We start from the raw sequence: 22,575 nt of genomic DNA on the forward strand, positions 1-22,575 counted from the left end.
CTACAGGAAAGAATGGATTGTGACCAAACTCAAACTTCTGGCATTGGGCATCCTTGCCGCGACCGCAGTTAGCACCGCTCAGGCGGAAAGTCAGTGGACGGTGGGTGCGGGCGTTGGCGTCATTAACAGCCCATACAAACAGTATGACCGCGATGTTTATCCTGTACCCGTTATCACCTATGAAGGCGATAACTTCTGGTTCCGCGGTCTCGGCGGCGGCTACTATCTGTGGAACGATACGGCCGATAAGCTCTCTATCATGGCCTACTACGATCCAACGCACTTCAAGCCAGGCGACAGCGACAGCCACGCGCTTCGCCAGCTCGACAAGCGCAAAAGCTCCATGATGGCCGGGCTTTCATACGTGCATAACACCCAGTATGGCTTCCTCCGTACGGCCCTGGCGGGTGATACGCTGGATAACAGCAACGGCTTTATCTGGGATCTGGCGTGGTTGTATCGCTATACCAACGGTGGGCTCACCCTGACGCCGGGTATCGGCGTGCAGTACAACAGTGAAAACTACAACGACTATTACTACGGCGTCTCTAAAAACGAGTCCCGTCGCAGTGGGCTGAAAAGCTACAGCGCCGATGATGGCTGGGATCCTTACCTGGAGCTGACCGCGAGCTATAACTTCCTTGGCGACTGGAACGTATACGGTACCGGCCGTTACGAGCGTCTGAGCGACGAAGTGAAGGATAGCCCGATGGTTGATAAGTCCTGGGCTGGCATCTTCTCGGTGGGTGTGACCTACAAGTTCTGATTGTGCATTATCGCGGTGCAATCATTGCATCAAAACGGGGCGCTTGCGCCCCGTTTGCTTTGGTGTGGTGCAGCGACCTTATCGCTTAACGATGCGAATTGTCTGCCCTAAACGAGACGGCTTTTCCTCGCTCGCTTTCTGCGGGGTGGTTACGCAGGCCGTTTCCACGCAGACGAACGTTTTGTAACCGTCATCAGGGATGTCGGCCATGCTGATGGAGAGTGCAGGCCCCGGGTTCCAGCCCACCACGTTGCTGTGATGGTGATGAACCACCTCAATGCCGCGGTTCAGAGCACCGTCGTGGATCACGCTGCACGCTTCCGGATGCAGATAGACGCGGTCAGTACGGTCAGGGAACGCCTGAACGCCGTCGCTCAGCTTACCTTCCTTCGCGTTATCAACTTTGTCGATAAAGGTATCGCCCAGGCCGCTCACCTTCACTGCATTGATGTCACCCACGTTGAAGTAGGTATGCAGGGCAGAGGTGGTCTCGAACTCGCCGTGGGCTTCCAGCTCAATCTCGCAGCTCTGACCCAGTTTGAAGCGGGCATACAGGGTGAAATCATGCGGCCACAGGGCGCGGGTTTCATCATTAGCCTGCAGCTCAAAGGTCAGTACTGCGCCGTTGTCATCTTCGTTATGCGCTTTCAGCGTCCACTGCTGGTTACGGGCGAAACCGTGAGAAGGCAAACCCGGCTGTGCGGACGGGCCAAACCACGGCCAGCAGATCGGTACGCCGCCGCGAATCGCATCCCCTTTTTTGAACGAGGTGGCGTCACTCAGCCACAGCGCTTCCGCTTCGCCTTCCGGTTTCCAGGAGAGCAGGTGCGCGCCGTTCAGCGCCACGGAGGCTTTAACGCGCGGGTGGTCAACGACGATAACGTCGGCACCGTCAATCTGACGGCGGGAGAGCACAGGGGTAAGTTGTTCGACTACCGGAAGTGCAAAAATTTTATTTATCATTAAGCAATCCTCTGTCTAAAAAACAATAAAAAAGGCGACCGAAGTCGCCTTTTTGGATCAATCACTCATCTCAACTTATTTGGAGATGTGAGCGATCAGGTCCAGTACTTTGTTAGAGTAGCCGGTTTCGTTGTCGTACCAGGAAACCAGTTTCACGAAGTTGTCGTTCAGTGCGATACCTGCTTTAGCATCGAACACGGAAGTGCACACTTCGCCGTTGAAATCGGTAGATACAACGTCGTCTTCGGTGTAACCCAGAACGCCTTTCATTGGGCCTTCGGAAGCAGCTTTGATTGCTTTCTTAATTTCTTCATAAGAAGCAGCTTTTTCCAGACGAACGGTCAGGTCAACAACGGATACGTTAGGAGTTGGAACGCGGAACGCCATACCAGTCAGTTTGCCATTCAGTTCTGGCAGTACTTTACCTACAGCTTTAGCAGCACCGGTAGAGGATGGGATGATGTTCTGAGCCGCGCCACGGCCGCCGCGCCAATCTTTGTGAGACGGGCCGTCAACGGTTTTCTGAGTAGCGGTGGTCGCGTGAACGGTAGTCATCAGACCTTCGATGATGCCGAAGTTGTCGTTGATCACTTTAGCCAGCGGTGCCAGGCAGTTGGTGGTGCAGGATGCGTTAGAAACGATGTCCTGGCCAGCGTAAGTTTCGAAGTTTGCACCGCGAACGAACATTGGGGTGTTGTCTTTGGAAGGACCAGTCAGAACAACTTTTTTCGCACCCGCAGTGATGTGTTTACGTGCAGTTTCGTCGGTCAGGAAGATACCGGTTGCTTCAGCAACAACGTCAACACCGATTTCGTTCCATTTCAGGTTAGCTGGGTCTTTCTCAGCAGTAACGCGGATGGTTTTGCCGTTAACAACCAGGTGGCCGTCTTTCACTTCAACGGTGCCGTCGAAACGACCGTGAGTTGAGTCGTACTTCAGCATGTACGCCATGTATTCAGCGTCCAGGAGATCGTTGATACCAACGATTTCGATGTCAGAACGTTTCTGAGCAGCACGGAAAACAATACGGCCGATACGGCCAAAACCGTTGATACCTACTTTGATAGTCATATATTCCACCAGCTATTTGTTAGTGAATAAAAGGTTGCCTGTAAAATTACAAAAACCTTACGCAGCGTCAAGCGGAATCGTGTCAATCATTGCGACAAATCAATCCTGTGACTAACGTTTGTGCGACTGACTCGCCTCACTTTCCCTTTGAGCTTGCAACCACATGGGGGCTGCGCCCGGAATTTTAAAGTCCTCGCAGGATAAAAATGTGAACGTGATCACAATTGCCTGACCGCCTTTTCGCGACACATAAGTTTAGAACAAAAGTGCACGCAAGGGTGTTAATGTTTTGTTAGAATCCGGGTTAAAAGATGTCTGTTTCTACAGCGAGATGTAAGCATATGTCGAACCAACATAACCCTGACGATCTGAAAAAAAACCTCACCGAAATGCAGTTTTACGTGACCCAGAATCACGGCACGGAGCCGCCATTTACCGGGCGATTACTGCACAACAAGCGAGACGGTGTCTATCACTGTCTGGTCTGCGATGCCCCGCTGTTCAATTCACAAACGAAATACGACTCCGGCTGCGGCTGGCCGAGCTTTTACGAGCCGGTGAGCGATGACGCAATCCGCTATCTGACCGACTCGTCGCACGGTATGGTGCGCACGGAAATTCGCTGCGGTAACTGCGACGCGCACCTGGGGCACGTCTTCCCGGATGGTCCTCAGCCAACGGGTGAGCGTTTCTGCGTGAATTCAGCCTCAATGAGCTTCACCGATGATGAAAACGGCGACCAGATTAAGGGTTGAAAAAACGATTCAGCAAATTATTCCTTTGAAAGGGAGAGATCGTGAATATTGAGGACATGATTAACGGGATGACCCCGGAAGTTTATCAGCGTCTGGTAACCGCCGTTGAGCTGGGAAAATGGCCGGACGGTGTAGCGCTCACGCCTGAGCAAAAAGAGAACAGTTTGCAGTTGGTGATGCTGTGGCAGGCGCGCAATAACACTGATGCGCAACACATGACTATCGACACTAACGGTCAGATGGTGATGAAGAGCAAGCGCGAGCTGAAGGAAGATTTTGGCATCACGCCGAAGCCGATTGCGACGATCAAAATGCAATAACGGTGCGGGTTGATGCCCTCACCAGGCCCTCTCTCTGTGGGAGAGGGCCTGGTGTCTTACTACTTATGCGGGATCCCGAGCGACTCCGCCAGCTGTTTCGCTAACTGATTATTGTCGTCCGCTCCGTACTCCCAGAACATCGCCCCGGCGAGGCCTTTCTCTTTGATGTAGTCCGCCTTGATCTCGACAGAACGCGGATTCTCATACGAAATCGCAAACAGCGCGTTGCCATCGGCACCCTTTACCGAGAGCCACGGTACCTTCGCCCGGTCGTCCCAGTGCTCGGTAAAACGTTTCTGCGGATCGTTCAGCAGCTTCTTCACGATATCGTTGTACTTCACGTAGGTATCTTTAGTCAGGTCATAGCCGAGCGACTTAAACAGGGCGATCTCCTGCGGTCCAAAGTAGGGCTGGGTGACCGGATTTTTTTGCGCGTCCGGCTTGCTCCAGTCAATGCCCGGTTCAACCGCACGTTTCGGTACGCGGCCGTAAAAACCGATCCCGAGGTTCATCTGCTTCGGCTTAAGTCCGGCGGCCAGATAGTTGTTCACCACAAAATCGACGCTGTATTTGTCGGCGGCAGCCACCGTTGGCCAGGCGCTGGAGTCATACAGGTTCGCGTTGAAGTACTGTGTCCCGTACGCCATGTCGTAGGTCATCAGGTTGATGTAGTCGAGGAGCGGGGCGATGGCTTTGACATCCACCCAGCTTTTCGGACTTTCCGCATTCGCGCCCACCGCAATGGTCACCAGCTTTTTCTGCCCGAACGCGTCGCGCATCTCTTTCAGCAGGGCGGTGAAGTTATCCCTGTCGGCGGGCTGGCTTGCAACCAGCCCCCACGCGCCGTTGACCGGATATTCCCAGTCGAGATCGATCCCGTCCAGACCGTATTTCTCAACAATTTCCTTCGCGGAGCGGATAAACACCGCGCGACTCTCCTGGGTTGCCGCTGCGCCAGAGAAACCGCGTGCCCCCCAGCCGCCAACGGAGAGCAGGACTTTCAGGTTAGGGTTTTGCTTACGCAGAGTGGGGATAAGGGCCAGATCGGACGCCACTTTTGGCGACAGCCAGATTTGATGCAGCTTCGCCGGATCTTTCAGCGCGGGGTTGGTCTCGTCTTTCTCGTTGTTATAAACAAGCCCAAACGAGTAGTTCAGGTGGGTGATCTGACGAACGTCCAGTTTATTGATATCGCCACCCGGTCCGGCGGTGACATCGCCACCCCCGTTAAAGTAGCCCACGGACATCAGAGGCGCGGCGGAAGCAAGCGACGCGCAAAGCAAGGGTAATGCTGCCAGCAGGGGCAAACGTTTCATACAAGTTCCTCTTTGACTTAATAAAAATAACCACGCCACAGAAAAGGCGTGGCGAAAAAACAGCCTGAAGAGAATAGCATTGCCGCTTCGCTGAGGATGCGAGGGAGTTCACTTTATGGGGATCGGAGGGGGTGTTTTGCCGGGTGGCGGCTGCGCCTTACCCGGCCTACGGGGAAAGGTAGGCCGGGTAAGCATCAGCGCCACCCGGCTTAAAAGGCTACGCCTGCGTTTCCTGCCAGTCTGCCAGCGTATACAGCGTGGCACCTTCGGCGGCCATATCCATAAATGCCTGAGCGCTGTCCTGTGGTTGAATGTTCACCCCGCGACAGCCGTCGGTGATGACGCTAACGGTATAACCCAGCTGGAGCGCGTCCAGCACGGTAAACTTCACGCAGTAATCCGTCGCCAGACCCAGCACGATCAGCTCCGTGATTTCATGGTGACGTAACCACGCGTCCAGCGCCGTCTTCTGGCGATGCCCGTTATCGAAAAACGCGCTGTAGCTGTCGATAACCGGGTTTTCACCTTTATGGAACACCGCGTCGATGGCCTTCTGATTCAGAAGCGGGTGCAGCTCCGCTCCTTCGGTCTGCTGCACGCAGTGATCCGGCCAGAAGGTTTGCGCCAGACCGTCGAGTTCACCCTGGGTGAAAGGCTCAACGTTGTGCTGGCTGGCAAAGCTGCCGTGGTTCGCCGGGTGCCAGTCCTGGCTGGCCACAACCGCTTCACCGCGGGCTTTGCACCAGTCAACCAGGGTATTTGCCACGTCAACGGTGCTGTCACCTTCGGCGACGGCCAGCGCGCCGCCCGCGCAGAAATCATTTTGCAAATCGACCAGTAGCAGGGCGCGTTGCTTCATGAGAGCTCCTTATTCGTCCGGGGTCAGCTCGCCGCGAAGGTTTTGCATCATTGCGCGGCGAATGGACTGAATGTCCAGATCCTGACTCAGTAAATAATGAAGTTTAGTCAGCGTCGCCTCAACGGTCATATCGAAGCCGCTGATCACCCCCGCGTGCGCCAGCGCGTTGCCGGTGGCATAACCGCCCATATTCACTTTGCCAGACATGCACTGGGTCAGGTTTACCACCACAATTCCGCGCTCGCTGGCTTCCTGAAGCTCCTTCAGAAATTCGCCGTTCTGCGGAGCGTTGCCGACGCCATAGGAACGGAGGATCAGCGCTTTCACCGGCTGGCGCAGGAAGTTGCGCACCACGTCCGCGGAGATGCCCGGATAAATGGTGACCACGCCAATCGGCTGCGGGGTAATCGGATGCACAATCAGCTCGCCGGCGGTGTTCGGTGCCGGAGGCGTTCCCAGACGACGGATATGAATACCCGCTTCCAGCAGCGGCTGCAGGTTAGGGGAGGCAAAGGCATCAAAACCGTCGGCATGGGCTTTGGTGGTGCGGTTGCCGCGATACAGGCGATTGTTAAAGAACAGCGACACTTCGTTGATCGGGTAATTCGCCGCCACGTACAGGGAATTCAGCAGGTTGATCTGCCCGTCCGAGCGCAGCTCCGCCAGCGGTATTTGCGACCCGGTGACGATCACCGGCTTGCTCAGGTTCTCCAGCATGAAGGAGAGCGCCGAAGCGGTGAACGCCATGGTGTCGGTGCCGTGCAGGATCACGAAGCCGTCGTACTGGTCGTAATGGGCTTTAATGTCATCCGCGATGTGCTGCCAGTCTTCCGGCGTCATGTCGGAGGAATCCATCAGCGGCTCGTATTCGTGGATGGTGAAGTCAGGCATTTCCGGACGGTGGAATTCAGGCATCAGCGCAAGCTGACGCTGCAGATGGCCGGAGACGGGGATATAGCCATTTTCAGAGCGCTGCATACCGATGGTACCGCCAGTGTAGGCTACATAAATCGATTTCTTCTGCATGGTAGTGAGTTCTTGTTCTTCAAAAGAAAAAAATCCCCTCTTCACGGGAAGAGGGGACGGTTTTTAACGGACGTTCGCGCAGGTCAGGCAAAACGCGTAACGACTTTGTGGATCGTTAAAGGCCGCGAGCTTATCGCTTTCCGCCTTCATCGCTTTCGCAGCCGTGGTCACCGGGGCCGGCAGGTACGCCTGCAGCGCCTCCGGCAGCATGGCGCGTACGGAGACGGACATGCTGTCCATCACCATATCGAAGAACGACGGTTCGTCCTGATAATACTCAACGTGCCACTGCTTGAGCTTCGCCAGTTCGGCGGCTTTCTTCACCGCGTCGTCGAAGTCGCCCAGGCTGTCGACCAGACCGTTACTCTTCGCATCCTGTCCGGTCCAGACGTGGCCCTGTGCAATCTGGTCGATCTGTTCCGGCGTCTTCTTACGCGAGTCGGCAACCAGCGTGATAAAGCGTTTATAGCCGTTCTCAATGCTCAGCTGCATCATCTCTGAAACTTCCGGCGGCAGAGATTTGGTCATCGACACATCCGCCAGCGGCGACGTGGAAACACCATCGGTATGCACACCCAGATAATCCAGGCTGTTTTCCACGGTGTTAATCACCCCGAAGATGCCAATCGAGCCGGTCAGCGTGCTTGGGTTCGCCACAATATAGTTGGCAGGCGTGGAGATCCAGTACCCACCAGACGCGGCCATGCCGCCCATGGATACGACGATCGGCTTGCCAGCGGCACGCGCTGCGGCCAGCTCGGCGCGGATCACTTCGGAAGCGCTAACGCTGCCGCCAGGGCTGTTCACCCGCAGGACAATCGCTTTCACTTTCGGATCAAGGCGTGCATCGCGGATTTGCGACGCGGTAGTATCACCGCCGACGTTCCCCGGGGTTTCCTGACCGTCCATGATAGCGCCGTTAGCAAACACCACGGCTACGCTGTCGCCGCTGTCGTCCGGCTTTTTCGCAGCATAGTCATACATGCTGATGGCGCTGTAGTTTTTGTCCTCTTTGCTCCAGCCAAACTGTTTGGTCAGGGCTTTTTCGATATCTGCACTGGTGCCCAGCGCGTCAACCAGCTTGTTGTCGAGCGCATATTTCGCGGTATCACCGTCGACCTTGCGCAGTCCATCCAGCACGCCGCGAGCGCCAGGGAACACCTGCTCAGCGGTAATTTGACGGTTAGCGGCAACGGTACCCAGATAGTTCTGCCACAGCTCGCCAATCCAGCGGCTGTCCGCTTCACGGGCGGCAGGGGACATATCGTCGCGGATAAACGGCTCCACGGCAGATTTATAGGTGCCGACGCGGAAGACGTGGGTGGTGACCTTCAGCTTGTCGAGCAGCGATTTGTAGTACAGGCCGTTGGTGGCAAAACCGTGCAGATCGACCGTTCCCTGTGGCGAAAGCCAGATCTTATTGGCGAAGCTTGCCAGATAATATTGCCCCTGGCTGTAGCTGTCGCCCACGGCAATCACCGGCTTGCCGCTGTCGCGGAACTCGCGCAGCGCTTTACCGATGTACTGCATAGAAGGCTGGTCGCCGCCGGCAAAATCTTTCAGATCCAGCACGATCCCGGTGATGTTTCGGTCGTCTTTGGCCTGACGGATAGTATCGACGATATCGAACAGGGAGTTCTCCTGCAGGCGGTCTGACGTCGCGCCAAACAGCTGGCGGCCGATCACCCCCAGACGATTGCTGGTGGACGGTTTATCAACGATCACGCCGGTGATATCGAGTAACAGGGCCCCACGAGTCGAATGCTGCGCCTGATTCGCGTTGCTGATATGCATCCAGATGCCCGCGCAAACCAGAACCAGAAGGATGAAGAAGATGTTCATCACCAGGTTGCGGACGAAGTTGAGCAGTCGCCACGTCCATTTAAAGAAACCGGCAAAGATTCGCCAAAGGGTTCGCATGTATTCTCCCTAACCAGAAAATGACTGTTTCCGTCGCCACTGGACGGTAATGTTGGGTTATCGTAATGACCCAACCGCCACTTGTCAGCAGGAATCGCCTGCCAGGCTGTAACAAAATCTGCCGTCGTGTTAATTTTGTGAGTAAATTTCAAGAAAGGAGTTAACCAATGGATGCACTCGAACTGCTTGTTAACCGTCGTAGCGCGTCACGTCTGGCTGAACCCGCCCCTGCGGGCGAGCAGCTGGAACACATTCTGCGTGCCGGTATGCGTGCGCCGGATCATGGCACGCTGCAGCCGTGGCACTTCTTTGTGATTGAAGGCGAAGGCCGCGATCGCTTCAGTCAGCTGCTGGAGCAGGGGGCAGTTGCCGCCGGGCAGGATGAGAAAGGTATCGACAAGGCGCGTAACGCGCCGTTCCGCGCCCCGATGATTATCGCTGTCGTGGCGAAATGCCAGGCCGACCATAAGGTGCCGGTCTGGGAGCAGGAAATGTCTGCCGGCTGTGCGGTGATGGCGATGCAGATGGCCGCCGTTGCGCAGGGCTTTAACGGTATCTGGCGCACCGGGCCGCTGACCGAGAGCGCCGCAGTGCGGGCAGGATTCTCCTGCGGTGAGCACGACAAAATTGTCGGTTTCCTTTACCTCGGCACCCCGCAGCTTAAAGCCTCCAGCACCATTAGCGTGCCGGACACCACGCCTTTCGTCAGCCGTTTTTAATTACACGCGCTAAACTGTCTGGATTCTGAGCATCCGCCGCAGAATTCAGACAGTCATACTTACCTCTTTATGGAATGAGCGCTACCATAGCGCGATTGAGATGACAGGAGACGTCCATGAGCGAGCAAACCATTCGTTTAACGCAGTACAGCCACGGAGCCGGTTGCGGTTGTAAAATTTCCCCGAAAGTGCTGGAGACCATTCTGCACAGTGAACAGGCGAAGTTTGTCGACCCGAACCTGCTTGTCGGCAACGAAACGCGTGACGATGCGGCGGTTTATGACTTAGGTAACGGCACCAGCATTATCAGCACCACTGACTTCTTCATGCCGATTGTTGATAACCCGTTCGACTTCGGGCGCATCGCGGCCACCAACGCCATCAGCGATATCTTCGCCATGGGCGGTAAGCCGATCATGGCCATCGCCATTCTGGGCTGGCCGATCAACACCATTCCACCGGAAATCGCCCGCGAGGTGATTGATGGCGGGCGTTTCGCCTGCCAGCAGGCGGGGATTGCGCTGGCCGGCGGCCACTCGATTGATGCGCCGGAGCCGATCTTCGGCCTGGCCGTTACCGGCGTGGTGCCGACCGAGCGCGTGAAGCGCAACAGCACCGCGCAGGCGGGCTGCAAGCTGTTCCTCACCAAGCCGCTGGGCATTGGTGTGCTCACCACCGCAGAGAAAAAATCCCTGCTCAAACCGGAGCACAAAGGTCTGGCGACGGAAGTCATGTGCCAGATGAACCTCGCCGGCGCGGCGTTCGCCAATATCGACGGCGTAAAGGCGATGACCGACGTCACCGGTTTTGGCCTGCTGGGGCACCTCTCTGAAGTCTGTCAGGGCGCGGGCGTGCAGGCGCAGGTCTGGTATCAGGACGTGCCGAAGCTGCCTGGCGTGGAAGAGTACATTGCCCAGGGCGCGGTTCCGGGCGGTACCCAGCGCAACTTCGCCAGCTACGGTCACCTGATGGGCGAAATGCCTGAGGCGTGGCGCAACCTGCTGTGCGATCCACAAACCTCCGGCGGCCTGCTGCTGGCCGTCACGCCGGAATCCGAAGCCGAGGTTCAGGCAACCGCCGCCGAGTTTGGCATCACCCTGACGGCGATCGGCGAACTGGTGACCGCCCGCGGCGGCCGACCGATGATTGAGATCCGTTAATTCGATGCGGTTGTTTATTGCCGAAAAGCCGAGCCTGGCCCGTGCCATCGCCGACGTGCTGCCTAAACCGCATCGCAAAGGCGACGGCTTTATCGAATGCGGTAACGGGCAGGTGGTCACCTGGTGTATTGGCCACCTGCTTGAACAGGCGCAGCCGGACGTCTACGACAGCCGCTACGCCCGCTGGAACCTCAACGATCTGCCCATCGTGCCGGAAAAGTGGCGTTTTCAGCCTCGTCCGTCCGTCACCAAACAGCTCAACGTCATTAAGCGCTTCCTGCATGAGGCGACGGAAGTGGTCCACGCAGGTGACCCGGACAGAGAAGGGCAGCTGCTGGTGGACGAAGTGCTGGACTATCTTGAGCTGGCGCCGGAAAAGCGCCAGCAGGTGCAGCGTTGCCTGATCAACGACCTCAACCCGCAGGCCGTTGAGCGGGCGATCTCGCGCCTGCGTTCCAACAGCGAGTTTATTCCGCTGTGCGTCTCTGCTTTAGCGCGCGCCCGCGCCGACTGGCTGTACGGCATCAACATGACCCGCGCCTACACCATCCTCGGGCGTAACGCGGGCTATCAGGGCGTACTCTCCGTGGGCCGCGTGCAGACGCCGGTGCTGGGGCTGGTGGTGCGTCGCGACGAAGAGATCGAGAACTTCGTCGCCAAAGATTTCTTTGAAGTGAAAGCGCATATCGTCACCCCGAAAGACGAGCGCTTTACCGCCGTCTGGCAGCCGAGCGACGCTTGCGAGTCGTACCAGGATGAAGAGGGGCGTTTGCTGCACCGTCCGCTGGCGGAGCATGTGGTTAACCGTATTACCGGCCAGCCGGCCATCGTTACCAGCTATAACGATAAACGGGAATCAGAACCCGCGCCGCTGCCGTTCTCCCTTTCTGCTCTGCAGATTGAGGCCGCGAAGCGCTTTGGCCTCAGCGCGCAGAACGTGCTGGATATCTGCCAGAAACTCTACGAAACCCATAAGCTCATCACCTATCCACGTTCGGACAGCCGCTATCTGCCGGAAGAGCACTTTGCCGGACGCCATTCTGTGATGAATGCCATCGGCGTCCACGCGCCGGATCTGCTCCCGCAGTCCGTCGTTAACCCGGACACCCATAACCGCTGCTGGGACGACAAAAAGGTCGATGCCCACCACGCGATTATCCCGACGGCGCGCGCCAGTAAGGTCAATCTTACCGATAACGAAGCGAAGGTCTATAACCTGATCGCCCGTCAGTACCTGATGCAGTTCTGCCCGGACGCGGTGTTCCGCAAGTGCGTCATCGAACTGGAAATTGCCAAAGGCAAGTTTATCGCTAAAGCGCGTTTCCTGGCGGAAGCGGGCTGGCGCACGCTCCTCGGCAACAAAGAGCGCGATGAGGAGAACGACGGCACGCCGCTGCCGGTGGTCGCTAAAGACGACGAACTGCTGTGCGAGAAGGGTGAAGTGGTTGAACGTCAGACCCAGCCGCCGCGCCACTTCACCGATGCAACGCTGCTGTCAGCCATGACCGGGATCGCCCGCTTTGTGCAGGATAAAGATCTCAAGAAGATCCTGCGCGCCACCGATGGACTGGGTACGGAAGCAACCCGCGCGGGGATCATCGAGCTGCTCTTTAAGCGAGGTTTTCTTGAGAAAAAGGGGCGCTACATCCACTCAACGGAACCGGGCCGGGCGCTCATACACTCCCTGCCGGAGCTGGCCGCACGGCCGGACATGACCGCGCACTGGGAATCCGTGCTGACGCAAATCAGCGAAAAGCAGTGCCGCTATCAGGACTTTATGCAGCCGCTGGTGGGGACGCTTTACCAGCTGATCGATCAGGCGCGCAGCACGCCGGTGAAGCGGTTCAGAGGGATGGTTGCACCCGGTGGTGGGGCGAAGAAACCGTTCAAAAAGAAAAAGAGCGCAGCCTGATACGCCCGGTTTTCTCCCTCTCCCTGTGGGAGAGGGCACCCGGCCGCACGATATAAACCTTAAATCACACCCTGCCCAATCATCGCATCCGCCACCTTCACGAACCCGGCGATATTTGCCCCGCGCACGTAGTTGGTTTGCGATGCCTCGCCGCCGTACTCGACGCAGGCATGGTGAATATCCAGCATGATGTGGTGCAAACGGGCATCCACTTTCTCCGCCTTCCAGCCGAGCCGCGCCGCGTTTTGCGCCATCTCCAGGCCGGAGGTTGCCACGCCGCCCGCGTTCGCCGCCTTGCCTGGCGCAAACAGCACGCCCGCCTCCAGGAACAGATCCGTTGCCTCGATAGTGGTCGGCATATTCGCCCCTTCCGCTACCGCCTTCACGCCGTTGCTAATTAGCGTGCGCGCGGCGTCCGCGTCCAGTTCGTTTTGCGTGGCGCACGGCAGGGCGATATCCACCGGCACGCCCCACGGCTGTTTGCCTTCCAGATACGTCAGGCCAAACTCCGCGGCATAATCGGCAAGTCGGCCATCGCGGCTGGCTTTGATTTCGCACAGGCGCGCCAGCTTCTCCGCCGTAAAGCCCGCTTCGTCCACTACCGTGCCTTTAGAGTCGGAGGCCGTTACCACGCGGGCACCAAACTGCATCGCTTTTTCGATAGCGTACTGCGCCACGTTACCGGAGCCGGAGACCGCCACGCGCATCCCCTCGAAACCTAAACCGTGACGCTTGAGCATTGCCTCGGTGAAGTAAACCAGGCCGTAGCCGGTCGCCTCCGGGCGGATCAGGCTGCCGCCAAACGATAATCCTTTGCCGGTAAAGACGCAGGCGCTGTTGTTGGAGAGCTTTTTCATCATCCCGGCCATAAAGCCCACTTCGCGGGCCCCCACGCCGATATCCCCCGCCGGTACGTCGGTGTCCGGGCCGAGGTGGCGGTAGAGCTCGGTCATTAGCGCCTGACAGAAACGCATCACTTCGCCTTCGCTTTTGCCTTTCGGGTCGAAATCGCTCCCGCCTTTACCGCCGCCCATTGGCAGGGTGGTGAGCGCGTTTTTAAACGTCTGTTCAAAGCCAAGGAATTTCAGAATCGACAGGTTCACGGAAGGGTGGAAGCGCATGCCGCCCTTAAACGGACCGATGGCGGAGTTAAACTGCACGCGCCAGGCGCGGTTGACCTGTACCTGGTTGCGGTCATCCACCCAGGTCACGCGGAACTGGATCACACGCTCAGGTTCAACCAGACGTTCCAGCAGCGACAGTTGACGATAGCGCGGGTTTTCTTCAAGGAACGGCCAGAGGGTAGTCATTACTTCACGAACGGCCTGAGCAAATTCGCTTTGGTGCGGGTCGCGCTGCTGAACATAGGCAAGGAAACTTTCCAGAGAGCGTGTCTGATCCATAGATATAAGAACCTCTTATAGTCATTAATGTATGTTGCTTATGCGATTTGTGTTGTTTTTTTGACTATACCACCCGTACCGCTTTGTGAAGCAAGCAGAAATGTGGACCGAAAGGGAAATTAATGACCCGGGCCGCGTCATAACAAAAAGCGATGGCGCGCTAAATTAAAGATTCTGCCCGATTTACCGTTATAGTCATTATCAGGACACAACAGGAAGAGAAGTCTATGAACCGTTACGTGATGGCCGCGTTATCATTGATGTTGACCGCAGGCGCGCAGGCTGACCGCATTCGCCCGGATGTAGAAGTGAATGTGCCGCCGGAGGTGTTTAGCTCCAGCGGCCAGCGCGCGCAGCCGTGTAACCAGTGCTGCATCTACCAGGATCAAAACTATTCTGAAGGGGCCGTCGTGAAGGCGGATGGCGTGCTGCTGCAGTGCCAGCGCGATGAACGTACCATCAGCACGAATCCGCTGGTCTGGCGTCGCGTAAAAGAATAAACGCCTCCAGCAGCGGAATATCCGCCGGAGCTAACTCATAACTAAAAGCCTCTTCCGGCGTACACCACGCCAGCGCGCTGTGGTAGTGCGCCGTTAACTCTCCGCTGAAGCGGGGTACGTGCCAGGCGTGCAGGTTGATTAACCGCTGTGATACCTCGCGCTGTTGGCTCGCCACGTACTGCTCAGGCTGAGCCTCGATACCCAGCTCTTCACGCAGCTCGCGGATAAGCGCCTCAGGCTGGGTTTCTCCGGCCTCCACTTTGCCGCCAGCGAACTCCCACATTCCCGGCTGGTCGGCGTGAGCAGGGCGCTGTGCCAGTAAAATTTTGTCGTCTTTTTCGATGATGGCCGCAACGACATCGACTGTTTTTAGCATGGTCGTCAATACTTGATAGCGAAAAACGCCATATTATCGTGCCCTTTCAAAGAGTCCAGCCATCAGGAGAATCAGGTGAAAGAGACGTCCACCTGGGTAGAGCCCATCCCAACCCTTCCGGCGAGCGTAAAACCCATTGCCGCCATGCAGCAAAAACACTTCGGCGCCGTGCTGAACCCCACGCGCTGGTGGGGACGCATGCCGCGTCTGTTCTGGCTGGTCGCTTTGTTTGTGGGGTTTCTGGAGCGCAGAAAAGCGCGCCTGACGCCAGTGCTGCGCTCGCTGCTTATGACGCGCGTATCGCAGCTGTGCCACTGTGCGTTCTGTATTGACGCCAACAGCCTGCGCCTGGCCGAGCGCTGCGGCGCGCTGGATAAAGTCCAGGCCGTAAGCGGCTGGGCTGATTCTGACGTGTTCAGTGAACAGGAACGCGCGGCGCTGGCCTATGCGGAGGCGGTGACCGCCACGCCGCCCCGGGTGGATGAAGCAATCAAAACGGCGATGAAACGCCACTTTACGGATGATGCCATCACTGAAATGACGGCGCTCATTGCCTTTCAGAATCTCTCGGCCCGGTTTAATGCCGCGCTGGATATACCGGCACAGGGGCTGTGCGCCACGTTTAAAGGGAGGCCTGATGCTTGACCGTCACCTGCACCCGCGGGTAAAACCCGCTCTGGACCGTCTGGTATCCGTGCTGGATAAGCCGGGCGTTACGCCCGACGGATTAACGCTTGCCGGGTTTGCCATCGGCCTGCTGGCGTTGCCGTTTCTGGCACTCGGCTGGTATCCGGCGGCGCTGGCCGCCATCGTCCTGAACCGCCTGCTGGATGGTCTGGACGGCGCGCTGGCGCGTCGGAGAGGGCTGACGGATGCGGGAGGGTTTCTCGATATCGCCCTCGATTTTCTGTTCTATGCGCTGGTGCCGTTTGGCTTTGCGCTGGCTGCACCCGTAGAGAATGCGCTGGCGGCGGCCTGGCTGTTGTTTGCGTTTATCGGCACCGGCAGCAGTTTTCTCGCCTTTGCCGCGTTGGCGGCGAAGCACGATATCGACAACCCCGGCTATGCGCATAAGTCGTTTTACTATATCGGCGGGTTAACGGAAGGGACGGAGACCATCGCGCTGTTCGTGCTGTGCTGCCTGTTTCCGGCACAGTTTACGCTGTTCGCGTGGATATTCGGCGCGCTGTGCTGGTTGACCACCACAACGCGCATCTGGAGCGGCTACGTGACGCTGAAGTCACTCACCCGTTAGAGAGCACTCTCTGGTCCGCGCTCTCCGGCGGTGACCGGGTTCTGCGGGTGGCTGCTCCATTCGTACCAGCCGCCGTCATAGACGGCGATATTTTTCCAGCCCATCGCCCGGGCGTACATAAAGGTTTCGGACGCCCGCCAGCCGGTGCCGCAGTAAAACGCGACCTGCTGTTCCGGCAGAATATTCCAGCGCTTCCACTGGGCGGCGATGTCGTCAGCGCTGCGCATGGTGCCATCCGGGTTATGGAAATCCTCCATATGGGTGGCATCGCTGCCCGCGTGACCCCAGCGGGCACCGGCAATTTCACCTTTTGGCTTGATGTAGCTGTAGCCGCTGGTTTCGCCGATAAACTCCGGCCATGAACGAATGCTGACCAGGGAGGCATCCTGACGGTGCAGCATGCCGCGCGCCTGTTCCATATCCACCATCAGCTGCGGCTGGCCGGGGATCGGCGCGCCAAAATCAGGGGCAGGAGCCACTTTGCCGGGCGTACCGCGCTCAACCGGCAGACCGGCATCTGACCACGCCTTCCAGCCGCCATCGAGAAGGCGCACATCCTTCACGCCCGCGTAGAGCATGATCTGCGCCACGCGCGCGGCGGCGTAAACGTCGCGCCCGTACAGAATGACGGTGGTATCGTGACGGATCCCGTGCTTTGCCAGCATTGCTTTCAGCCTGTCGTCGGAGACTTTGTTCCACAGCGGCTCGCTTTCCACCTCGTTGGTGTCAATGTAGCCCGCGCCGGGAATGTGGTTAAGCAGGTAAAACTTCGGCGCGCCCCAGGCCGCTTCTATGACTTTCCATTCGCCCGCCGGCGCGGCGGTCACCGGTTTGCCCTGCTGAAGCCGGTGGATCCACTGCGGGTAGACCAGCTGTTCAAAGTGGGGCAGGCGCTGAAGGCGGTCGGGCGTCCGCAGAGCATCGCTGAGCAGCGAAACGTGGCGGTAACCAGCTTTCTCCAGACGGGCTTTCACCGCCTGGTTATCGTTCTCCTCGCCATACAGCGCGATGGACGTCGCAGGGGTAAGCTGATGCTGTTTTGCCCAAAGTGCAATCTGCTCGTCGCTCATGGCGCTAAGCCAGGCGGCTGCCAGGTTGAGCGCAGCGGGTTCGTGCCCGGAAGGACCGCTGAGGGTCTGCGGCCAGCCGTTATAGAAGGCGCTGGGGCGGGTGTCGATTGCCGCGCCGTGCTGCGCCTGAAGCTGAGACAGCGTCATCGCGTTGGCCATATCAGCAGCCTGAGAGGAAAAAGAGGCGAGGCCGCAGATCAGGGCCAGCGCGGTCAGTTGAGAAACACGTTTCATCGAATAACCTGACGTCAGTAAAAGAGGGGGGCATTGTCGTCTCTCCCGAAACGGAAAACATTGCGTTAGCACATTATTGCCAGCGAGAAATCTCCATCACCTCGCCGCCGGGCGGAATATCGTCCTCGTCATGGGTGACCAGCACCACCGGAATATTGCGCGCGCGGACGGCGTCAAATACCCATGTCCGGAACGTCGTGCGTAACGCTTTATCAAGGCGGCTGAACGGTTCGTCCAGCAGCAGCGCCTGCGGCTCTGCGAGCAGGGCGCGCAGCAGGCTCACCCGGGCGCGCTCTCCGCCGGAAAGGGTGGCCGGATCGCTGTCGTAATGACCGCCAAGCCCGGCGGAATCCAGCGCCTGCTCGACCGCTTCTCGCCGTGCGCGTCCCGCGATCCGCTCAGGCAAGGCCAGCAGCAAATTTTGCCCAACGCTGAAAGGGTCAAACAGCAGCGCGTCCTGAAAAAGAATCCCCAGACCGCGGGATTTGACGGGCAAACCGTCGCAGCGGCGTTCGCCGATCCACAGTTCGCCCTGCGCCTGAAAATCCTCTGACAGCGCGCCGACCATCCAGGCAAAGAGGGTCGATTTGCCGCTGCCGGATGGCCCCATCAGGGTGACAATCTTCCCGCGGGGTACGCAAAAATTGACCTCGCGGAAAAGCGGTTCGATGGTGAGATCGTTGACCTTGAGCATTAGCGTAATCCTTGACGGTAGCGGCCCGCGAGCCGGGATAACAGCGCAGCAAGACCGAATACGACGCCCGTGACCAGCAGTAATCCCAGGGCACGGTTAGCGAGAAGCGGGATGCTGCCTCCGCTGCTGAGCGCGACGGTCTCGGTGGTCAGCGTGGCGAAACGTCCCGCGCCCAGCCACAGGGTCGGCATATATTGGGCCATGCTGACGGAAAAGCCGGTGGCAAAGGCCAGCAGCGCAGGACGCACCAGCAGGGGACATTTCAGCAGGCAGAAAATTTTTGCCCGCCGCCAGCCGAGCGTTCTGGCGGTAAGGATAAGCCGGGGATCGATCCGCCGCCAGGCGGGCTGCAGCACCAGCAGCATCCACGGTAGCACCCACAGCAGATGGCTCCAGAGGACGGCGATAAAGTCTCCGTCGAGACCCAGATGCAAAGCAATCGCGTATTGCCCGGTGACGAGCGGCAGTGCCGGAAGGGCGAGCGGTAGCCACACCCACGCCGCGCCGCGCTGCGGCCCCCATTCCAGCCAGAGAAAAATGACGATCAGGGCGATAAGGCTCGAAAGCAGTCCGAAGGAGAGGCTGGTCCCCACGGGACCTACGTCGTCCCGCTGCGCCAGCATCAACAGCACGGCGGCGCAAAGGAGGCCGCATGCGGGCAAAAAGCCGCTGAATGCGCGTTCAGGCAGGACGAGATGCAACCTGCGGCGCGTCCCGCTCAAGTCCGGAATCGCGCGACGCCAGACTTTCCACAGGCCGTACCCCAGCGCGGCAAGCGCGGCCAGCAAAAGAAGGAGCACCAGGCACAGCAGTGTCCCTTTCACCTGCTGCTGCGCGTCGCCCTGGCTCAGCCACTGCCAGGCCAGCACGGCCAGCGTGGGCGGGTTGCCGGGCCCGAGAACGATCGCTACGTCCACAACCGACAGCGACCACGCCAGCACCGCCAGCATCACCGCCCCGAGGACGGGCGCGATCGCCGGAAGGATCAGCCAGCTGAGCGTCTGAAAACGCCCGTAGCCAAAGGTTTGCAGGACGATCTTCTGCTGCGCGAGCCCTTTTTCCGGCAGCACGGCGTAAATGGCCCACAGCACGAATGCGCTCTCTTTGACCGCGAGCGTCAGGCCCAGCCCTACGCCGTAGCGGTCAAACGGCGGCGAACAGACGGTACAAACCTGATAAAACAGTCCGCCCTCGGCAAACAGCAGTAGCGCGCTGGTGGCGAAGGCCACGTGGGGGATCGCCAGCAGCCACGGCAGGCGCGTGCTGAGGCGCCGCCAGCGGGTGCCGGGCCAGAAAAGAGCCAGGAGGGAAAGGGCGATAAACAAGGCCCCCAGCGTAGCGATAAGCGTTGAGACCAGCGTGGCAACGGCTGCCTGCGGCAGCTGAGGATCGTTTAGCAGCCGCTGCCAGTTCGTCACGGAAAAGGCCGGCGCGAACAGCACGGTGCCAGCGGGCAGGATCGGCAGATAAATCACCGTCATCGCCAGCCAGACAAGCCAGCCTAACGGGTGCCGTAACGACGCAGCCATTCCTGCTCCAGCGCGTTCACCCACGCGGACTGCGGCTCCGGGAGCACCTTCGGCTGCCCCTGAGGCGTATGGGCCTGCAGCTGTTTCGCTTCACCTTCGGGCAGCGTTTTCGCATCCAGCACGCTCGGATCCCCCCAAATGGCCGGGTCGGCCTTGCGGATCTGCGCCTGCGGCGACAGCAGGAAATTGGCGACCATTTTCGCCCCCGCGCTCGCGCTGGCATTAGCCGGAATAGCCACAAAATGCACGTTGCCGAGCATCCCGTCGCGAAAACCAAAGCTGTAGCTGTCGGCAGGCAGTTCGCCGCTCGCCACTTTTTGCTGCGCATGCGCCGGGTTAAAGGTCAGCGACAGGTTCAGACTTCCGCTGGCGAGCAGGGCATCCATCCGGGCGGGTGAGGGAGGGAAGTCTTTTCCTTCACGCCACAGTAGCGGGTGCAGTTTATCGAGGTAGGCCCAGAGCGGCGCCGTAACCTGGGCAAACGTATCATCAGGCGCTTTTTGTAACGCCTCGGGATGCGCCGTAAGCGTCAGCAGCAACTGCTCAAGAAAGGCCGTGCCGGTAAAATCGGGTGGGCGAGGATAGCTCACCTTGCCCGGGTGCTGCTGCGCGTACGCCAGCAACGCCTGCGGATCCTCCGGCGGCATTGGCATGCTGGCTTTTCGGGCGATAAAAATCAGCTGCGCGCCGCCCCACGGCGATTCCGCCCCGTCGGTTGGAATCGCAAAATCTTCCGTAACGGGTTTACGGGTATCGACATAGCGCCAGTTGGGCAGACTCTGCGCCCACCCGGTTTGCAGCAGGTTCGCCTCTTTTAGCGTGCGGAAGTTCTCGCCGTTCACCCACAGGAGGTCGACCGAGCCGTTGGTCTTACGCCCTGCGGCGGCTTCCGTCTGAATACGTTTGACCGCATCGGCGGCATCCGCCAGCGGGACGATTTTTAGGGTGATGGCATAGTGCGTTTGCATCTCACCGCTGACCCACTCAAGGTAGCGGTTAACCGCCGGATCGCCGCCCCAGGCGTTAAACCAGACGGTCTGGCCTTTGGCCTGCTGTTGGATAGCTTGCCAGCCGTCGGCGGCATAGAGGGGGGCTGCCAGCAGCAGACCGGTCAGAAACGTGCAAAAACGCACACGGCGCATAATGCCTCACTTTTTATCAGCAGGGAGATAGCGGGAAAACAGCCGGCGCGTAACCAGCGGTAATAACCCCAGTAGTGTAAAGGCGAATACCGCGCCCGGCGACAAAATATCGCGCAGCGATGCCACTTTTCCCAGCTCCCGCCCGGCGTTGAGAAAGATAACCGTCGCCGGCAGCATGGCGAGCTGGCTGACCCACCAGTAGCGCCGGACCGTGATGCGGGTCAGCCCCATCAGTAAATTCACCAGGAAAAACGGGAACAGCGGCATCAGGCGCAGGGCAAAAAGATAGCCCGCGCCGTCGCGCGCCATGCCCGCATTTACCGTTGCCATCTGTCGGGCAAACCGCCGCTGCACCCAGTCGCGCAGCAGGTAACGGCTGGCGAGCATCGCCAGCGTGGCCCCGAGCGTGGAGGCAAACGAAACCAGCACGGTGCCTTCCCACAGCGTAAATAACGCCCCGCCCAGCAGGGTCAGAACCGCCGCGCCGGGTATCGAGAGAGCGGAAACCGCCACGTAAAGCGCAAAGAAGATCAGCGCGCTACGCAGCGGCGCGTGGTCGACATGGGAGAGTAGCGTCTGCTGGTGGGTTTTAATTCCTGCCAGAGAAAGCGTGTCAGGCGGCAGAATGACAAATGTCATAAGAAATGCGCCCAGAAGGGCGCACAGGAAGAGTGTTTTTCGTATGTTCACGCGCGATTACAGCTTGAATTTAGCCCATACTGGTGCGTGGTCCGACGGTTTTTCCATGCTGCGGATGTCGTAGTCGATCCCGGTTTCAATGCAGCGCTCCGCCAGCGGCGTACTCGCCAGCAGCAGATCGATACGCAGGCCGCGGTTGTCGTCAAAGCCCTTCGAGCGGTAGTCAAACCACGAGAAGCGGTCCTGCGTTTCCGGGTTGGCATTGCGGAAGGTATCCACCAGGCCCCAGCCCAGCAGGCGCTCCATCCACTCACGCTCTTCCGGCAGGAAAGAACATTTGCCGGTGCGCAGCCAGCGCTTGCGGTTCTCTTCGCCGATGCCGATATCCAGATCCGTTGGGCTGATGTTCATGTCGCCCATGATCAGCACCGGATTCTCTTTTTTCAGTTCGGTCGTCAGATAGTTCTGCAGATCCTGATAAAACTTCGCTTTGGCCGGGAATTTTGTCTCGTGATCGCGGCTCTCACCCTGCGGGAAATAGCCGTTAATGACCGTAATATTCCCGAGCGCGGAAGGCACTTCCGCCATGATGATGCGGCGCTGGGCTTCTTCACCGTCGCCGGGGAAGCCGCGGCGCACGGAAACCGGCGTGTCTTTGGTGAGCAGCGCGACGCCATAGTGACCTTTCTGACCGTGGTAAAAGACGTTGTAGCCGAGTTTCGCCACCTCTTCGAGGGGGAACATGTCGTCGTGAACCTTGGTCTCCTGCAGGCCGATCACATCTGGCTGATGTTGCTCAACAATGGCTTCTAGCTGATGAGGGCGGGCGCGCAGGCCGTTGATATTAAAAGAGACAAATTTCATAGTCGCTGCCAGTGCAAGGTGAATAGTGCATGGATGGTAGCAGAATTTGCGTCAACTGTTACCGGGTTCGACCAATAACTGC

The 22,575-nt window shown here is 58.6% G+C and carries 23 protein-coding genes; 9 read left to right on the forward strand and 14 right to left on the reverse strand.

The features are described from left to right. Positions 1 to 19: 19 nt before the first annotated feature. The gene (locus IB212_RS09060) at positions 20 to 766 is read left to right on the forward strand and encodes a MipA/OmpV family protein (RefSeq protein ID WP_041910477.1); all 747 of its coding nucleotides are present in this window, start codon (positions 20 to 22) and stop codon (positions 764 to 766) included. A 78-nt stretch (positions 767 to 844) separates the two neighbouring features. Here IB212_RS09060 and IB212_RS09065 read toward each other — a convergent pair whose 3' ends face one another. Next, positions 845 to 1,729 (reverse strand): D-hexose-6-phosphate mutarotase, encoded by an 885-nt coding sequence (locus tag IB212_RS09065; RefSeq protein WP_041910476.1) that lies wholly within the window; start codon positions 1,727 to 1,729, stop codon positions 845 to 847. 75 nt (positions 1,730 to 1,804) lie between these two features. Next, the gene (gene gapA, locus IB212_RS09070) at positions 1,805 to 2,800 is read right to left on the reverse strand and encodes a glyceraldehyde-3-phosphate dehydrogenase (RefSeq protein WP_006809136.1); all 996 of its coding nucleotides are present in this window, start codon (positions 2,798 to 2,800) and stop codon (positions 1,805 to 1,807) included. Between the two features lie 341 nt (positions 2,801 to 3,141). On the opposite strand from gapA, the gene msrB reads away from it, so the two are divergent. Continuing rightward, positions 3,142 to 3,555: a peptide-methionine (R)-S-oxide reductase MsrB gene (gene msrB, locus IB212_RS09075; RefSeq protein ID WP_028012770.1), complete on the forward strand. Its 414-nt coding sequence runs from the start codon at positions 3,142 to 3,144 to the stop codon at positions 3,553 to 3,555. Between the two features lie 41 nt (positions 3,556 to 3,596). Continuing rightward, positions 3,597 to 3,875 (forward strand): YeaC family protein, encoded by a 279-nt coding sequence (locus IB212_RS09080; protein ID WP_028012771.1) that lies wholly within the window; start codon positions 3,597 to 3,599, stop codon positions 3,873 to 3,875. 59 nt (positions 3,876 to 3,934) lie between these two features. Here IB212_RS09080 and IB212_RS09085 read toward each other — a convergent pair whose 3' ends face one another. The 4 genes from IB212_RS09085 to sppA form a co-directional block, all read right to left on the reverse strand. Beyond that, entirely contained in the window at positions 3,935 to 5,191 is a 1,257-nt protein-coding gene (locus IB212_RS09085) for a glycoside hydrolase family 18 protein (RefSeq protein WP_041910475.1), read from the reverse strand. A gap of 217 nt (positions 5,192 to 5,408) precedes the next feature. Further along, positions 5,409 to 6,050 (reverse strand): bifunctional nicotinamidase/pyrazinamidase, encoded by a 642-nt coding sequence (gene pncA / locus IB212_RS09090; protein WP_041910474.1) that lies wholly within the window; start codon positions 6,048 to 6,050, stop codon positions 5,409 to 5,411. Positions 6,051 to 6,059: 9 nt separating this feature from the next. Then, complete coding sequence (ansA, locus tag IB212_RS09095) at positions 6,060 to 7,076, reverse strand: asparaginase (RefSeq protein ID WP_028012774.1); 1,017 nt, start codon at positions 7,074 to 7,076, stop codon at positions 6,060 to 6,062. 63 nt (positions 7,077 to 7,139) lie between these two features. Next, positions 7,140 to 8,996: a signal peptide peptidase SppA gene (sppA, locus tag IB212_RS09100; RefSeq protein ID WP_028012775.1), complete on the reverse strand. Its 1,857-nt coding sequence runs from the start codon at positions 8,994 to 8,996 to the stop codon at positions 7,140 to 7,142. Positions 8,997 to 9,163: 167 nt separating this feature from the next. On the opposite strand from sppA, the gene IB212_RS09105 reads away from it, so the two are divergent. The 3 genes from IB212_RS09105 to IB212_RS09115 all read left to right on the forward strand — a co-directional run bounded on the left by IB212_RS09105 (position 9,164) and on the right by IB212_RS09115 (position 12,787). Then, positions 9,164 to 9,715, forward strand: a complete 552-nt coding sequence (locus IB212_RS09105; protein ID WP_041910473.1) for an NAD(P)H nitroreductase — start codon at positions 9,164 to 9,166, stop codon at positions 9,713 to 9,715. Positions 9,716 to 9,831: 116 nt separating this feature from the next. Continuing rightward, positions 9,832 to 10,875: a selenide, water dikinase SelD gene (gene selD / locus IB212_RS09110; RefSeq protein WP_028012777.1), complete on the forward strand. Its 1,044-nt coding sequence runs from the start codon at positions 9,832 to 9,834 to the stop codon at positions 10,873 to 10,875. A gap of 4 nt (positions 10,876 to 10,879) precedes the next feature. Then, positions 10,880 to 12,787 (forward strand): DNA topoisomerase III, encoded by a 1,908-nt coding sequence (locus IB212_RS09115; protein WP_188245665.1) that lies wholly within the window; start codon positions 10,880 to 10,882, stop codon positions 12,785 to 12,787. Between the two features lie 59 nt (positions 12,788 to 12,846). Here IB212_RS09115 and gdhA read toward each other — a convergent pair whose 3' ends face one another. Beyond that, on the reverse strand, positions 12,847 to 14,190 hold the full coding sequence (gdhA, locus tag IB212_RS09120) for an NADP-specific glutamate dehydrogenase (protein ID WP_028012779.1): 1,344 nt from the start codon (positions 14,188 to 14,190) through the stop codon (positions 12,847 to 12,849). Positions 14,191 to 14,417: 227 nt separating this feature from the next. Between gdhA and IB212_RS09125 the strand changes: the two genes are divergently transcribed. Next, positions 14,418 to 14,690 carry a YnjH family protein gene (locus IB212_RS09125; RefSeq protein ID WP_028012780.1) on the forward strand — a complete coding sequence of 91 codons (273 nt, stop codon included), beginning with the start codon at positions 14,418 to 14,420 and terminating at the stop codon, positions 14,688 to 14,690. Here IB212_RS09125 and IB212_RS09130 read toward each other — a convergent pair. Next, on the reverse strand, positions 14,650 to 15,066 hold the full coding sequence (locus IB212_RS09130) for a pyrimidine (deoxy)nucleoside triphosphate diphosphatase (RefSeq protein ID WP_041910471.1): 417 nt from the start codon (positions 15,064 to 15,066) through the stop codon (positions 14,650 to 14,652). The two genes, IB212_RS09125 and IB212_RS09130, sit on opposite strands and share 41 nt — an antisense overlap. Positions 15,067 to 15,141: 75 nt before the next feature. Between IB212_RS09130 and IB212_RS09135 the strand changes: the two genes are divergently transcribed. Both IB212_RS09135 and IB212_RS09140 read left to right on the forward strand, forming a co-directional pair. Beyond that, on the forward strand, positions 15,142 to 15,711 hold the full coding sequence (locus tag IB212_RS09135; RefSeq protein WP_041910470.1) for a carboxymuconolactone decarboxylase family protein: 570 nt from the start codon (positions 15,142 to 15,144) through the stop codon (positions 15,709 to 15,711). Then, positions 15,704 to 16,321 carry a CDP-alcohol phosphatidyltransferase family protein gene (locus IB212_RS09140; protein ID WP_041910469.1) on the forward strand — a complete coding sequence of 206 codons (618 nt, stop codon included), beginning with the start codon at positions 15,704 to 15,706 and terminating at the stop codon, positions 16,319 to 16,321. Before IB212_RS09135 ends, IB212_RS09140 begins: the two co-directional genes overlap by 8 nt. Here the strand turns inward: IB212_RS09140 and IB212_RS09145 are convergent. From IB212_RS09145 to xthA, 6 genes are all read right to left on the reverse strand, one after another. Next, positions 16,318 to 17,625, reverse strand: a complete 1,308-nt coding sequence (locus IB212_RS09145) for a sulfurtransferase (protein WP_041910468.1) — start codon at positions 17,623 to 17,625, stop codon at positions 16,318 to 16,320. The genes IB212_RS09140 and IB212_RS09145 overlap by 4 nt on opposite strands. A 73-nt stretch (positions 17,626 to 17,698) precedes the next feature. Beyond that, positions 17,699 to 18,319 (reverse strand): ATP-binding cassette domain-containing protein, encoded by a 621-nt coding sequence (locus IB212_RS09150; RefSeq protein ID WP_041910467.1) that lies wholly within the window; start codon positions 18,317 to 18,319, stop codon positions 17,699 to 17,701. Further along, positions 18,319 to 19,848 (reverse strand): thiamine ABC transporter permease, encoded by a 1,530-nt coding sequence (locus IB212_RS09155; protein WP_041910466.1) that lies wholly within the window; start codon positions 19,846 to 19,848, stop codon positions 18,319 to 18,321. Before IB212_RS09155 ends, IB212_RS09150 begins: the two co-directional genes overlap by 1 nt. Further along, positions 19,821 to 20,981, reverse strand: coding sequence for an ABC transporter substrate-binding protein (locus tag IB212_RS09160; protein ID WP_409033786.1), 1,161 nt, complete (start codon positions 20,979 to 20,981; stop codon positions 19,821 to 19,823). The genes IB212_RS09155 and IB212_RS09160 overlap by 28 nt, the downstream gene beginning before the upstream one ends. A 15-nt stretch (positions 20,982 to 20,996) precedes the next feature. Next, the gene (locus IB212_RS09165; RefSeq protein WP_041910464.1) at positions 20,997 to 21,680 is read right to left on the reverse strand and encodes a TVP38/TMEM64 family protein; all 684 of its coding nucleotides are present in this window, start codon (positions 21,678 to 21,680) and stop codon (positions 20,997 to 20,999) included. Positions 21,681 to 21,686: 6 nt separating this feature from the next. Further along, positions 21,687 to 22,493, reverse strand: coding sequence for an exodeoxyribonuclease III (gene xthA / locus IB212_RS09170; protein ID WP_032644863.1), 807 nt, complete (start codon positions 22,491 to 22,493; stop codon positions 21,687 to 21,689). Positions 22,494 to 22,575 lie beyond the last annotated feature (82 nt).

Source organism: Enterobacter sp. E12 (assembly GCF_014596715.2).
Lineage (GTDB): Bacteria > Pseudomonadota > Gammaproteobacteria > Enterobacterales > Enterobacteriaceae > Enterobacter > Enterobacter bugandensis.

Coding starts and splice junctions, on each gene's coding strand:
- IB212_RS09125 (WP_028012780.1), top strand. CDS start 14,418: ATGAACCGTTACGTGATGGCCGCGTTATCATTGATGTTGACCGCAGGC.
- IB212_RS09105 (WP_041910473.1), top strand. CDS start 9,164: ATGGATGCACTCGAACTGCTTGTTAACCGTCGTAGCGCGTCACGTCTG.
- gdhA (WP_028012779.1), bottom strand. CDS start 14,190: ATGGATCAGACACGCTCTCTGGAAAGTTTCCTTGCCTATGTTCAGCAG.
- IB212_RS09130 (WP_041910471.1), bottom strand. CDS start 15,066: ATGCTAAAAACAGTCGATGTCGTTGCGGCCATCATCGAAAAAGACGAC.
- xthA (WP_032644863.1), bottom strand. CDS start 22,493: ATGAAATTTGTCTCTTTTAATATCAACGGCCTGCGCGCCCGCCCTCAT.
- IB212_RS09145 (WP_041910468.1), bottom strand. CDS start 17,625: ATGAAACGTGTTTCTCAACTGACCGCGCTGGCCCTGATCTGCGGCCTC.
- gapA (WP_006809136.1), bottom strand. CDS start 2,800: ATGACTATCAAAGTAGGTATCAACGGTTTTGGCCGTATCGGCCGTATT.
- msrB (WP_028012770.1), top strand. CDS start 3,142: ATGTCGAACCAACATAACCCTGACGATCTGAAAAAAAACCTCACCGAA.
- IB212_RS09065 (WP_041910476.1), bottom strand. CDS start 1,729: ATGATAAATAAAATTTTTGCACTTCCGGTAGTCGAACAACTTACCCCT.
- IB212_RS09150 (WP_041910467.1), bottom strand. CDS start 18,319: ATGCTCAAGGTCAACGATCTCACCATCGAACCGCTTTTCCGCGAGGTC.
- IB212_RS09155 (WP_041910466.1), bottom strand. CDS start 19,848: ATGGCTGCGTCGTTACGGCACCCGTTAGGCTGGCTTGTCTGGCTGGCG.
- ansA (WP_028012774.1), bottom strand. CDS start 7,076: ATGCAGAAGAAATCGATTTATGTAGCCTACACTGGCGGTACCATCGGT.
- IB212_RS09085 (WP_041910475.1), bottom strand. CDS start 5,191: ATGAAACGTTTGCCCCTGCTGGCAGCATTACCCTTGCTTTGCGCGTCG.
- pncA (WP_041910474.1), bottom strand. CDS start 6,050: ATGAAGCAACGCGCCCTGCTACTGGTCGATTTGCAAAATGATTTCTGC.
- IB212_RS09140 (WP_041910469.1), top strand. CDS start 15,704: ATGCTTGACCGTCACCTGCACCCGCGGGTAAAACCCGCTCTGGACCGT.
- selD (WP_028012777.1), top strand. CDS start 9,832: ATGAGCGAGCAAACCATTCGTTTAACGCAGTACAGCCACGGAGCCGGT.
- IB212_RS09115 (WP_188245665.1), top strand. CDS start 10,880: ATGCGGTTGTTTATTGCCGAAAAGCCGAGCCTGGCCCGTGCCATCGCC.
- sppA (WP_028012775.1), bottom strand. CDS start 8,996: ATGCGAACCCTTTGGCGAATCTTTGCCGGTTTCTTTAAATGGACGTGG.